This window comes from Streptomyces sp. NPDC006208 (assembly GCF_040613775.1).
Taxonomy (GTDB): domain Bacteria; phylum Actinomycetota; class Actinomycetes; order Streptomycetales; family Streptomycetaceae; genus Streptomyces.
Genome location: NZ_JBEXSW010000011.1, coordinates 1 through 12,474, shown reverse-complemented (window position 1 = coordinate 12,474; position 12,474 = coordinate 1). Strand labels below are relative to the sequence as shown.

Genomic DNA, 12,474 nt, shown 5'->3' with positions numbered 1-12,474 from the left:
CGAACGGCTCAACCCTCGCGTGTTGTGGCCGACTTCACTGCATTCGTCCGTACATAGTGCGGCATGAAACGAACCCGGACGGCGCTGCTCTGCGCCGCCATCCTGATCGCGGCGACTCTGCAGATCGCGGCGACTCTCCAGATCAGGGCCGGAGTCGCCGCTCCCGACCGAGAGCAGCCCGCCTGTGCCGGCTCCTCGAAACCCGCAGGTCAGGCCCGCCGGATTGTCGATGTCGCGAAGCGGGCCCAGAAGGACCTCGACCTCGAAGCCGTGCTCCTGCGGGTCACTGAGGGCGGCAAGGAGATCGTCACCGCCGCGCTCGGCGAGTCCATGACCGGCGTCCCCGCCACAGCGGCCATGAACTTCCGGGCCGGGTCGGTGGCCATCGCCTACATGGGCACCATCCTGCTCCAGCTCGTCGACGAGAAGAAGGCCGGCCTCGACGACCCCGTCTCCCGCTGGCTGCCCGACATTCCGCACGGCGCCGAGATCACTCTGCGCGACCTCGGCAGTTCCACCTCGGGACTCAGGGACTACGTCACCGACCCCGCATTCATCGCCGCGTTCTACGCCGACCCGTTCCGCCGGTGGACGCCCCAGCAGGCCGTCGCCTTCTCCCTCAGCCACCCCCTGTGGTACGAGCCCGGCACCAACTGGAGCTACTCGCACGCCAACTTCCAGTTCCTCGGCGCCGCCCTCGAGAAGATCAGCGGCGAACCGCTGGACAAGCTGCTCGAGAAACGCATCCTGGGCCCCCTCGGGCTGCACAGCACCCGCAACAGCTTCACCCCCGAGATCCCCTCACCCGTCCTGCACTCCTTCGACGCCGAACGCGGCACCTACGAGGAATCCACTTTCTGGAATCCCTCGTGGACCACTGCGCCCGGCGCGGTCATCACGACGAACATCTGCGACCTGGCCCGCTCGGCCCAGGCCATCGGCAGCGGAGAACTGCTCTCGAAGCGCGCCTACGGAGTGCAGCTCAACCCCGGGACCGTCGGCCTCGGCCGCCCCACCTCCACCTGTCCCGCGAGCGTCTGCCTGCGGAACACCGAGGCCATGCACTTCGGCGTGGGCCTCATCGTGGAGAAAGGCTGGATCCTGCAGAACCCGTCGTTCGCCGGATACGCCGCCATCCAGGCATATCTCCCCGCCGAACGGCTCTCCGTCGCGGTCGCCACGACCGTGGGGCGCAAGGCTCCCGGGAACAACACGGCCCAGACCGTCGCCCAGCGCATCGCCGAACTCCTCGCCCCCGGACACCCGCTGACGAACGGGTGACCCACTGGCCGAAACCGCGCGACCCGACAGGGGGGTCGCGACCGGCCCACCGCTACTGTGTGTGACGCAGCCCAGAAGGCTGAGGTCAGATCCCCTCCGGTGACCACGGAGGGGCCGGCAACACAGGAGCACAAGTGAAGAATGCAGCGAACGCGGCCACCGCGTCCGACACACAGAACGGGGAGAGCGTTCAGTCGAGGCCCGGGGGCACCCGGAGAAACGGGGACGCCGGCGGGACGCTGGCGACGGTGACCTTCATCGCGCTCATCGCCATCGCGATCAGCCTGCTCGGATACATGGTGGCCATCCGCTGATGCCGTTGCGGCGGCGCGGAGTCCACAACGACTCCGTGCCGCCCTTCGCGTACGAAGGCCTCTGCGCCGTCTCCACCCGGTTCAGCCTGTCGTCGAGGCGGACGCGGGCAGGACCCAGCCGCGGCCGGACTCTGGCTCCCGAGGTTACCCGTAGGTAGCGTGTGTGCCGTACACCCATCTGCAAGACTCAGGCAGGGAGAGGCAGCGCGACATGACGGCACCCGAGGCGTTCTTCGAGCGGCTCTCCGAGAACCGCTTCGCGTCGACCGAACACACCCGTGGCCCCTGGGACGCGAGCTCCCAGCACGCCGGACCGCCCGCGGCGCTGCTCGGCCGGGCCGTGGAGGAGCGCCCGGGAGCGCGTACGGACATGCGGCTGGCCCGGATCACGTTCGAGATCGTGCGCCCCGTACCGATACGGCCGCTGGAAGTGGCCACGACCGTGCTGCGCGCCGGACGGAGCGTGGAAGTCGTCGAGGCCACCCTGGCACCCGAGGGCGAAGCCCCCGTCATGATGGCCAGGGCTCTGCGCATCAGGACGACCGAGGACCCCGGCCCGGCGGTTGCGGAAGGGCCACAGCAGCCCTCGCCCGGCCAGACCGCCGTCACTCCCTTCTTCGACGTCCCATGGGACATCGGCTACCACACCGCGATGGACACCCGGTTCACCGAAGGCGCCTTCATGGACAGGGGCCCCGGGACCTGCTGGATGCGGATGCGCGTACCGCTCGTCGCGGGCGAGGAGATCCGCCCGCTGGACCGCGTCCTCGTCGCCGCCGACTCCGGGAACGGGATCAGCAACGTCCTCGACTTCAACCGGCACGTGTTCATCAACGCGGACCTGACGGTCCATCTGCACCGTCACCCGGTCGGTGAGTGGGTGTGCGTCGAGGCCCGCACGAGCGTGGACGCCGCCGGGATCGGGCTGGCGGACGCCCAACTGCACGATGAAAAGGGCCCGATCGGACGAAGCGCCCAGAGCCTGTTCGTAGCCCCCCGCTGACGCCTCGCCGTCGCCGCGTCCCGGCCGGTGCCCCGGTCCCGCCCCGAGCCCGCATCGCGTCCGGTGCGGGCTCACGGTTTCCGCCCCTGGGTGCCACAACGACAGTAATTGCCCGGAGTCACGCAGCGTGATACACAGAGTGACGATACCTGTACGAACATCGAACCATGCCACACCGCCGCAGGTCAGAGCCATGCCCTCGGTCATACGTGCGGAGATCGGGTAAAGAGACCCTCCAAGTCGGCATACGTGGGCGGTTTCATCAGCGAAGATAGAACGACGGCCCATGCCGAGGGGCAGGGCACCGAACAACCCAACAGGGGCGGTGAGTTACATGATCCTGGCAGCCGAAAAGGGCGACATCACCACCATCATCGGCGGAATCGCCCCGAACTGGGGGCCTTTCGGAAGCCTGGGCAACGAGGCTCGAGTGATGATCGAGGTCGTGATGGCCATTGCCATCCTCCTCTGCCTCGGCATCGCGATCTGGGGCGCAGCCAAACAGCGCATCGGCGCGACGGCTCTCCGCGACACGTTCAGCGCCGAGCAGGGCAAGGGCCTGATCGTCGCCGGGCTGACCGGTGTCTTCATCATCGGGTCGCTGGGGACGTTGTTCACCATCGTGTACGGAATGGCCGTATAGCCACCCCTCAGTCCCTCCGAGGTTGCACTCCCTGATGTCGAGTCACCACACCGCGTCCGCGCGGCAACCAGCACAGCCACGGCCGGCGTACTACGTCGTGGCAGCACCGCACACGGCTGAGGGGGCATTCGCGGCATGAGCTTCGGCGACGAGCACGACGACGGTTTCGGAGCGGGCAGCGGCACGGGCGGTTCGGGCCAGACCCGTACACGGCTGCCCGAGAGCACCGCAAGCGACGTCTACGGCGGCGCGCGGCGCCCCGTGCGCAACTCCCGCTCGCTCATCACGGTGGTGGGCGTTGTCGTGCTGCTCATCGCGGCGATCGCCTTCGCGAACCAGGGCGGCGGCGGTGGTTCGGAGGGGTCGAGCGGCGGCAGCAAGGGCGCGGGCGCGGAGCCGACGGCGGCGACGGGGGTGAAACCGGTGAAGGGGAAGGCCGGGGAGATCCCTACGGGGTACGCGAAGGACGAGCAGGGGGCGCAGAGCGCTGCCGCGAATTACGCGGTGGCGCTCGTTTCCGCCGACATCCTGAAGCCGGACCTCCGTCGCGAGATCGTCCGCCAGGTGTTCGTCAGCAGCAAGACCGCCGAGCTCCAGGCCAAGCTCGACCAGGCCTACAACAAAGAGTTCCTCGAGAAGGTCGGCCTCGACACGAACGGAAACGCCCCGGCAGGAATGACATACGTGTCCCGTACTGCACCTGTGGGGACCAAAGTCACGGAGTACACGGACGCGGCGGCCACCGTCGAGGTGTGGTGCACCGGCGTGTTCGGAACCGCCGGTGTCAGCTCGACCAACCCCGTGACCAACGACTGGTTCACCATGACACTCAGGCTCCAGTGGGTGGGTGGCGACTGGAGAGTCGAGAGCTTCTCCCAGAAAGATGGCCCTGCGCCTGTGAACGCCGACCGTACAGCCTCGGATGCCGAAGAGATCGCCAAGGCGGTCGAGCAGTACGGAGGGTTCACGTATGCCCGATAGTCAGCGGCTCTTGCTCAAGGCCACGGCTGTCCTCGCAGCCGTCCAGACGGCAGCCGTACTCATGGCAACGCGCGCCATCGCAGCCCCCTCCCCGACGCCGACGCCGTCCAACAAGGACCAGTGCGACCTCATCGTCGGCCCCGCCCGGGACTACTGTGAAGACGGCGACGGCCGCGCCCCCGGTGGGCGTTCCTCGGTCACCGACCCCGCCGACGCCCTCGACCCCCTCAGCTCCCTCGCCCGCGGCTGCGCCGACGCCGCCGCCTGGACCGTCGACACGCTTTCCAAGGCCGTGAAGTCCACCGCCTCCGTCGACTTCACCAACACCACCTTCCTGTCCCAGTACGCGATCGTCTTCGCCGCCGCCACCATCCTCACGCTCATCCTGTGGCTGCTCGCCGTCGCCAAGCGCGCCATCCGCGGCGTACCGCTCACCACCGCCGTCTCCGAGGCCGTCGGGTTCCTCTGGCTCACGGTCCTGGCGTCCGCCTTCACGCCGCTGATCCTCTACACACTCGTCTCCGCGACCGACGGCGTCACCGAGGTCATCGCCGGCGGCACCACCGGGCAGACCGACCTGTTCTTCGGGAACTTCTCGGGCGCCCTGAAGAAGGACACCGAGATCGGCGGCGGCCCGATCATGCTGATCGTCGTCTCGCTCGTGACGATCCTCGCCGCCGGTGTGCTCTACCTCGAACTCTTCATCCGCGCCGTGCTGCTCTACGTCGGCGCACTGCTCGGCGTCGTCGTCTACGCCGGCCTCGTCGACAAGAACATGTGGGGCCACGTCCGCCGGTGGGCCGGGATCATGATCGCGATCATCCTGGTCAAGCCGGTCATCGTCATCGTCCTCGGGCTCGCCGGCGCGCTCTCCGCCGACGACGGGCCCGACTCGTTCTCCGCCGTCGTGTCCGGTCTCGCGATCATCCTGCTCGCCATCTTCGCCTCCGCGATGATCTACCGCTTCGTCCCCGGCTTCGGCGACGAGATCGCCAACTCCCGCAACAACCGTCTCCAGAACGGCGCAGAGAACGCCGCCGCCGCCGTCATAAGCTCCCCCGCCGCCCTCGTCTCCCAGGGCATCAAGACCCACAGCACCCGCGGCAACCCGGGTGGCGGCCAGGACAACAGGGGCACGGCCGCCCGGCCCGCCAACCCCATCAGCGGCGGCGTTGCAGCGCACAGCAACCGCGGCGGCGGGGCCGCGCCCGCGCCCCGTAGCAGCAGCCCGACCAGCGGCACTCCGCACAGCAACCGCAACAGCACTGGAGGTGGAGGACGTTGACGACGCAGTCCCAACCCATCACGCCCCGCCGTACGTATCTGATCGGCCGCGCGCGGCCGAACGCTGTCGTCGGCAAGAACCGCGAGACCGGCGAGATCGCGCTGATCATTGCCGGTGCGTTCCTCGGCATGATGAGCGGGCTGCTGGTCCCCGTCCTGTCCCTGCGGATCGTGCTGCTGATGGGCTTCCCGCTGCTCGCGCTCGCCGCCGTCTACGTCCCGTACAAGCAGCGCACCTTCTACAAGTGGTTCGAGGTCAACCGCAGCTACAAGCGCACCCTGCGCAAGGGCACCCTCTACCGCTCCCGTACGGCCGAGGCCGGCACCCGGCTCGACGGCCGGGAGGTCGAGGTCGGCCCGCCCCCCGGCATCGGCCGGATCAACTGGCTCGCCGCCCCCTTCGGGCCCGACGAGATCGCCGTACTGCTGCACGCCGACCGGCGCACCGTCACCGCCGCCATCGAGATCGAGGGCCCGGGCGTCGGACTGCGCGACAGCGAGGACCAGGAAGCCCTCGTCGACCGCTTCGGCACCCTGCTCAAGCATGTCGCCAACGGCGACGGTTTTGTGACCCGCCTTCAGATGCTCGCCCGCACGCTGCCGGCCGACCCCGACGCCCACGCCAAGGACGTCGCCCAGCGCGGCGACACGGCCTCCCCCGGCTGGCTCCAGCAGTCCTACGACCAGCTCCAGTCGATGGTCTCCACCTCCAGCGAGCAGCACCGCGCCTATCTCGTCGCCTGCATGCACTACTCCCGCGACCTGGCCGCCGAGGCACACGCCATGGCCCGCGCCGCCCGGCACACCACCGGAGCCAGGAGGCTCGACAAGGACGCCGGGCTCGCCGTCGTCATGGCCCGTGAGCTCACCGACATCTGCGCCCGCCTCGCCGAGGCCGACATCCGCGTACGCCAGCCGCTCGGCCAGTCCCGGCTCGCCTCCCTCGTGCACTCCATGTACGACCCGGACCACCCCATCGACCACATCCAGGCGATGACGAAGCGGAACTCCTGGCCGGCCGAACTGGACGCCGTGGAACCCACCTACCTCCAGGCCAAGACCCGCGAGTCGTCCACCCGGGCCCCCTGGTGTCACTCCACCGCGTGGGTGAAGGAATGGCCGATGACCCCGGTCGGCGTCAACTTCCTTGCCCCGCTGCTCGTCCACACCCCCGATGTGATCCGCACGGTCGCGGTCACCATGGACCTGGAGCCCACCGAGGTCGCCATCGAGCGCATGCTCACGGAGAAGACCAACGACGAGGCGGACGCCAGCCGCGCCGCCAAGATGAACCGGACCGTCGACCCGCGCGACATCGCCGCGCACGGACGGCTCGACCAGCGGGGTGAAGATCTCGCAAGCGGTGCGGCGGGCGTCAATCTCGTCGGGTACATCACTGTGTCGGCGCGTTCGCCCGAGGCCCTGGCCAGGGACAAGCGCACGATCAGGGCCTCGGCCGGCAAGTCCTATCTCAAGCTGGAATGGTGCGACCGCGAACACCACCGGGCCTTTGTGAACACCTTGCCGTTCGCGACCGGCATCCGACGCTGACCGAGAGGGCAGTCCGCCATGCGAGATCCGCTGTCCGTCCTCACGGATGCCTTCACCTCCTTCCTGTTCGGAAAGGTGGAGACGACCCGCCTGCCCGTCCGTACGTCGACCGGGCAGGCGCAGGCCGTCTATCTGCCCACCGCCGCGCCCGGCCTCGGCGACTCGGGCGTGATCATCGGCCGCGAGGTCTACAGCGGCAAGGGCTACATCTACGACCCCTTCCAGCTGTACGGGCAGCAGCTCCCCGCCCCCCACTGGCTGGTGCTCGGCGAGTCCGGCAACGGCAAGTCGGCACTCGAGAAGACTTATGTCCTGCGGCAGTTGCGCTTCCGCGACCGCCAGGTCGTCGTGCTGGACGCACAGGGTGAGGACGGCGTCGGCGAGTGGAACCTCATCGCGCAGGAGCTGGGGATCACTCCCATCCGGCTGGACCCGATGACGGCCCTGGACGGCGGGATCCGTCTCAACCCGCTCGACCCCGCCATCACCACCACCGGCCAGCTCGCGCTGTTGCGCACCATCATCGAGGTGGCGATGGGCCATGGCCTCGACGAGCGGGCCGGTTTCGCACTGAAGGTGGCCCACGCGTACGTCACCGAGACCATCACCGACCGCCAGCCCGTCCTCACCGACATCGTCGAGCAGCTGCGCCACCCGGAGCCCGAGTCGGCCGAGGCGATGAACGTCGCCATAGAGGACGTACGGGCCTGGGGTCTGGATGTCGCGCTGGTGCTGGACCGGCTCGTCGACGGTGACCTGCGCGGCATGTTCGACGGTCCGACGACCGTCGGCATCGACCTGGACGCGCCGCTCATCGTCTTCGACCTCTCGCACATCGACCGCAACTCGATCGCGATGCCGATCCTGATGGCGATCGTCGGAGTCTGGCTGGAGCACACCTGGATCCGCCCCGACCGCAAGAAGCGCATCTTCCTGGTGGAGGAGGCGTGGCACATCATCAACAGCCCGTTCGTCGCCCAGCTCTTCCAGCGGCTGCTGAAGTTCGGCCGGCGGCTCGGTCTGTCCTTCGTGGCGGTCGTCCACCATCTGTCCGACGTGGTGGACGGGGCGGCGGCACGGGAGGCCGCGGCGATCCTCAAGATGGCGTCCACGCGGACCATCTACGCCCAGAAGGCCGACGAGGCACGGGCCACCGGGCGCGTGCTCGGCCTGCCGCGCTGGGCCGTCGAAATCATCCCCACGCTCACCCCGGGCATCGCGGTGTGGGACGTCAACGGCAATGTCCAGGTGGTCAAACACCTGGTCACCGAGGCAGAACGGCCCCTGGTCTTCACCGACCGGGCGATGACGGAGTCGTCCGTCCCGGACCTGCCGGAACACGTGCAGGCCGCCGAGTGGGAGGCGGAGCAGCGCGCGGCCCTGATCGAGCAGCACAAGCTGGACGAGTCGTCCGAGTCGACGGTGGCGTGAGATGTACGAGGGTCGGCAGAGCCGCCAGTACGGCGGCCGGAGACCGGAGAACGAGCGAGGTATCCCCGACGGCCTGTTGGTCGGTCTGCTGAGCTTCCTTCTCGGACTGACACTGCTGGTCTGGACGGCCACGGGGCTCGCCGGCCTGCTGGCGCACGGGGCCTGGCCGACCGGCGTCACGTTCACCGACACGCCGCACGCGATGCGGGCGCTGGTCTCGGCCCCGCACGACCTGACGTCCGCCTGGCCGTCCACACCGCCCGCCGAGCTGTCCGGGTACGGGCTGTTCTGGGGACTGGCCATCGGCGAATTGATGGTGCTGGTGGTCCTCACCGTCTTCACGCTCGGCACCCTGGCGCGCTGGCGCGCGGTCCGGGCGGCGGCGCGCGAGGGCAGGACACGGCGGACGGCGGACGTGACGCCTACCGGGGAGCGGCACGTCCAGGAGCGCGGCACTCCCGCCAGGGCGACGGACCCCGCCGTGACCGCGGTGACCACCCCGTACGCAGAGGTGCTCGACGCGCCCGCCGAGCGGGCACCGGACCGGGCCACCGTCCCCCTGGACCCGGACCCGGCCGGCTCCCGTGCCGCCACCGCCCCGCCGCTCGGGCCGCACCCCACCGTCCCGGCCCCCCGTACCCGAACGCCTCACGTCTTCTACGGCGACCGGGCCACCCGCCGCCCCATCACCGTTCAGGCGCTGCGCGACGCCGAAGGGCCCGTCCTGGTGATCACCTCCGACCCGACGGTATGGGCCGAGACCAAGGACGCCCGCGCCAAGCTCGGCCCCGTACTCGTCTACGACCCCGGGCATCTGTGCGACACGCCCGCCCGTCTCCACTGGTCGCCCACCGCCCACTGCGAGGACGCCGGGACCGCCGCCGACCGCGCCGCAGCCCTCCTCGCGCCCGTACGGCCGAGGGCCTTGATGGACGCGGCCATGGCGGACACCGCCGAGACCCTGCTGCGTTGCTGGCTGCACGCTGCTGCCGTGGACGGCCGCCCGTTCAAGCAGCTCCACCGCTGGGCCCAGGGCACCGCCGCTCATGAGCCCGTACGCATTCTCCGTACGCATCCCAAGGCCTCGGGCGGGCTCGCCGGGCTGCTGGAGTCCGCGCTCACGGCACATCCCGAACGGCGAGAGATCGCCCAGCAGTTGACGGTCCGTGCCCTATCCGCGCTGTCGTCGGTCCATATCCGTGACGCCTGCACCCCAAATCGAACTGATTCGCTCGCCTTGGAATCATTCGTAAACGAAGGGGGCACCCTTTATGTGGTGGGTGAACCGATCGAGGACCCCCGTACCCACCCGGGCGGGATGCCGCTGTTGACTGCACTCGCCTCAGACGTGGTCGAGCACGGCCGCCGCATGGCCGCACGGTCATCCGACGGTCGGCTCGACCCACCACTGACGCTCGTCCTCGAAGACGTCGCGGCCGTGGCTCCCCTTCCCCGCCTCCCGGAGCTGCTGGCGACCGGCCAGGACCAGGGCCTGCCGACTCTGGTCCTGCTCCGCTCCCAGGAACAGGCGCGCGCCCGCTGGAGCGATCCCCTCACCCGGTAGGTGCCGTCCGGCGAGAACACCCCGCCGTACAACCCTTTTGCCTCACTGACGGTCAATCAGGGCGCCAGGAAGGAACGGGCCCTTTCCGGATGCCCCCCGCACTCGCCCGGTCATCCTTGAGCCAAGGAGCCGCTCGTGCGCAACTACCGTACGGCCGCCGTAGCCGCAGCCGCATTTCTCCTTACGGCGGGAGCGGCCATCGCCGCTCCCGCCGCATACGCCGGTACCCCCGGCGGTACACACGCAAGTGACCGCAACAGCGATTTCAACGGCGACGGCTACGAGGACGTGCTCATCGGCGCGCCGGGCGCGACCGTCAGCGGGAAGAAGGGCGCGGGGTACGTGACCGTGCAGTACGGCGCGTCGACGGGTATCGGCACCCGCCGCGCCGCCGTCGTCAGCCAGTCCACTGCCGGCGTGCCCGGCGCCGCCGAGGCGGGCGACGGATTCGGAAAGGCCGTGGCCAGCGGCGATCTCGACGCGGACGGCTACGACGACGCGATCGTGGGCATCCCGGGCGAGGACATCGGCACGGTCAAGGAGGCGGGCGGCATCACCATTCTGTGGGGGTCGTCGCGCGGACTGTCCGGCGCGAACAGCGACTGGCTGGAGACCGCGGATCCTGCGGCGGGCCAGACGTTCGGCAGCGCGGTCGCCGCAGCCCGCTTCAGCCCTGACACCCCGGGTGACCAGCTGGCCGTTCTCCAGCGCGACAACCTCGAGCTGTACGCGTACGACACCGTCCCGCAGCCGCGGTCCGCGCCGCTGGAGCGCACTGCTCGGACCCGCCTCTCCACCGGGGCACAAGCGCGCGACATCCTGCCCAGGTCCCTGACCACCGGCGACTACGACGACAACGGTCTCGCCGACCTCATCGTCTCCGGAGTCACCGCAGGCCCGGAGGAGCCGGGTCACGGCTGGTCGTCCTTCTTCTCCGGTCAGGTGCAGGGCCTCGTGTACGAGCGCGATCTGCGTGGCGGCCCGGTCGCGGCCTCCGGCGACATCAACAACGACGGATACGACGACCTCGTGACCGGCGAGCCGCACAGCCCCGACGACGGTGGCGACTGGATGACCGGTGGCCAGGTCGGCGTCTACTACGGAAGTCCCGACGGGCCGCTCGGGATCGACGGTGCGGACAGCCCGCCCCAGTGGTGGACCCAGAACTCGCCCGGAGTCCCCGGCACGGCCGAGCGCGCGGACGGCTGGGGCAGCGACCTCTCCGTCGCCGACACCAACGGCGACGGGTACGCGGACGTGGCGATCGGGGCAGCCGGCGAGGACATCGGCACGGTCGCGGACGCGGGCGCGGTGTGGGTGCTGCGCGGCGCGGCCGGCGGTCTGACCGCCACCGGCGCAAAGTCGTGGGACCAGAACTCCGCGCAGGTGCCGGGCGCCGCCGAGAAGGGTGACCGCTGGGGCGGCCAGGTCAGGCTGACCGACCCGAACAGGGACGGCCGCTTCGGCCTGCTGGCCTCGGCCCCCGGCGAGAACACGAGCGACGGAGTGGTGTGGGTGCTCTCGGCCGGATCGGGCGGGGTCACGGCTTCCGGCTCATGGACGTACGGCGGCGGCTCGCTCGGCGCCCCGTCGCTCGACGCGGCATACGGGGCCTCGATCGACGAGTAGTCCGGACACAGCACACCGCGGCAGGCCAACAGGTCTGCCGCGGTGTGCTGTTCCACCTCCGACGACGGTCCGGGGCAAGCGCTCTACGCGTTGAGTGGACCGCCAGGGCGCCGGATCTCGTACTCACGCGCCATGTCGTCCCCCGGGATGGGTTCGGGTTCGCCGCTCGGGACGAAACCCATTCGGCGGTAGACGGCTTCAGCCCTTGCGTTGTCCGCATGGAAGATCAACCGCACGCGCTCGACGGCCGGCGCGTCCAGCGCCCACGACCACTCGATCCCCGCGCGGAACAGTTCGTCGGCCAGCCCCGACCCCCGCGCCTCGGACCGCACGAACACCCCGACGACATGCGTCTGCTCGACGACCGCGGCCTTGCCGATCCGCGGCTCGGCCCCGGGGTGCTCCACCAGCACCGAAAGGGTGCCGTCCCAACGACCGTCCGGCGCCTCGGCGATGAGCTGAATCACGTCCTGACCCGCGGCGGCGGACGAGGTTCTCTCCTGCCAGAACGAGTCGGGCTGCGCGAGAGCAGTCTCGTACGTCTCGTGAAACGCTATCGATGACAGCGGGTCCTGCAGGGCGGCGAGCCGAAGGTCACGAACCTTCGCCCACTCCTCGGCACGCACGGGGCGGATGACATGTTCCATCCCCCGATACTCGTGCCGGCCCCCGGCTTCGGGCAACGCAGTTTCCCGGGGATCGCCCTGAACGCAAAAATGCCTCAACCCCCGGACAAGGTCCGGGGGTTGAGGCCAATGATTGTTCGGCGGCGTCCTACTCTCCCACAGGGTCC

Annotated in this window: 11 protein-coding genes; 10 read left to right on the top strand and 1 reads right to left on the bottom strand. The window is 69.7% G+C overall.

What is annotated here, in order from left to right; genetic code table 11:
* Positions 1-63: 63 nt before the first annotated feature.
* From ABZ208_RS10930 to ABZ208_RS10885, 10 genes are all read left to right on the top strand, one after another.
* Positions 64-1,281, top strand: coding sequence for a serine hydrolase domain-containing protein (locus tag ABZ208_RS10930; RefSeq protein ID WP_356909187.1), 1,218 nt, complete (start codon positions 64-66; stop codon positions 1,279-1,281).
* Positions 1,282-1,415: 134 nt separating this feature from the next.
* Positions 1,416-1,595: a hypothetical protein gene (locus ABZ208_RS10925; protein WP_356909186.1), complete on the top strand. Its 180-nt coding sequence runs from the start codon at positions 1,416-1,418 to the stop codon at positions 1,593-1,595.
* Between the two features lie 211 nt (positions 1,596-1,806).
* Positions 1,807-2,598, top strand: a complete 792-nt coding sequence (locus tag ABZ208_RS10920) for a thioesterase family protein (protein WP_356909185.1) — start codon at positions 1,807-1,809, stop codon at positions 2,596-2,598.
* A 334-nt stretch (positions 2,599-2,932) separates the two neighbouring features.
* On the top strand, positions 2,933-3,241 hold the full coding sequence (locus ABZ208_RS10915; protein ID WP_005315450.1) for a hypothetical protein: 309 nt from the start codon (positions 2,933-2,935) through the stop codon (positions 3,239-3,241).
* 135 nt (positions 3,242-3,376) lie between these two features.
* Positions 3,377-4,222: a hypothetical protein gene (locus ABZ208_RS10910; protein WP_356909184.1), complete on the top strand. Its 846-nt coding sequence runs from the start codon at positions 3,377-3,379 to the stop codon at positions 4,220-4,222.
* The gene (locus ABZ208_RS10905) at positions 4,212-5,507 is read left to right on the top strand and encodes a hypothetical protein (RefSeq protein WP_356909183.1); all 1,296 of its coding nucleotides are present in this window, start codon (positions 4,212-4,214) and stop codon (positions 5,505-5,507) included. The genes ABZ208_RS10910 and ABZ208_RS10905 overlap by 11 nt, the downstream gene beginning before the upstream one ends.
* Positions 5,504-7,057: an SCO6880 family protein gene (locus tag ABZ208_RS10900; RefSeq protein ID WP_356909182.1), complete on the top strand. Its 1,554-nt coding sequence runs from the start codon at positions 5,504-5,506 to the stop codon at positions 7,055-7,057. The genes ABZ208_RS10905 and ABZ208_RS10900 overlap by 4 nt, the downstream gene beginning before the upstream one ends.
* A gap of 18 nt (positions 7,058-7,075) precedes the next feature.
* Positions 7,076-8,488, top strand: a complete 1,413-nt coding sequence (locus tag ABZ208_RS10895) for an ATP-binding protein (protein WP_356909181.1) — start codon at positions 7,076-7,078, stop codon at positions 8,486-8,488.
* Position 8,489: 1 nt separating this feature from the next.
* Positions 8,490-10,052: a type IV secretory system conjugative DNA transfer family protein gene (locus tag ABZ208_RS10890; RefSeq protein WP_356909180.1), complete on the top strand. Its 1,563-nt coding sequence runs from the start codon at positions 8,490-8,492 to the stop codon at positions 10,050-10,052.
* A gap of 135 nt (positions 10,053-10,187) precedes the next feature.
* Positions 10,188-11,681 carry an esterase gene (locus tag ABZ208_RS10885; protein ID WP_356909179.1) on the top strand — a complete coding sequence of 498 codons (1,494 nt, stop codon included), beginning with the start codon at positions 10,188-10,190 and terminating at the stop codon, positions 11,679-11,681.
* An 83-nt stretch (positions 11,682-11,764) separates the two neighbouring features.
* Here ABZ208_RS10885 and ABZ208_RS10880 read toward each other — a convergent pair whose 3' ends face one another.
* The gene (locus ABZ208_RS10880) at positions 11,765-12,328 is read right to left on the bottom strand and encodes a GNAT family N-acetyltransferase (protein ID WP_356909178.1); all 564 of its coding nucleotides are present in this window, start codon (positions 12,326-12,328) and stop codon (positions 11,765-11,767) included.
* Positions 12,329-12,474 lie beyond the last annotated feature (146 nt).

Excerpts from the sequence above, each read along its gene's own strand:
- ABZ208_RS10920 (WP_356909185.1), top strand. The coding sequence starts at position 1,807 with ATGACGGCACCCGAGGCGTTCTTCGAGCGGCTCTCCGAGAACCGCTTC.
- ABZ208_RS10930 (WP_356909187.1), top strand. The coding sequence starts at position 64 with ATGAAACGAACCCGGACGGCGCTGCTCTGCGCCGCCATCCTGATCGCG.
- ABZ208_RS10895 (WP_356909181.1), top strand. The coding sequence starts at position 7,076 with ATGCGAGATCCGCTGTCCGTCCTCACGGATGCCTTCACCTCCTTCCTG.
- ABZ208_RS10915 (WP_005315450.1), top strand. The coding sequence starts at position 2,933 with ATGATCCTGGCAGCCGAAAAGGGCGACATCACCACCATCATCGGCGGA.
- ABZ208_RS10890 (WP_356909180.1), top strand. The coding sequence starts at position 8,490 with ATGTACGAGGGTCGGCAGAGCCGCCAGTACGGCGGCCGGAGACCGGAG.
- ABZ208_RS10880 (WP_356909178.1), bottom strand. The coding sequence starts at position 12,328 with ATGGAACATGTCATCCGCCCCGTGCGTGCCGAGGAGTGGGCGAAGGTT.
- ABZ208_RS10910 (WP_356909184.1), top strand. The coding sequence starts at position 3,377 with ATGAGCTTCGGCGACGAGCACGACGACGGTTTCGGAGCGGGCAGCGGC.
- ABZ208_RS10905 (WP_356909183.1), top strand. The coding sequence starts at position 4,212 with ATGCCCGATAGTCAGCGGCTCTTGCTCAAGGCCACGGCTGTCCTCGCA.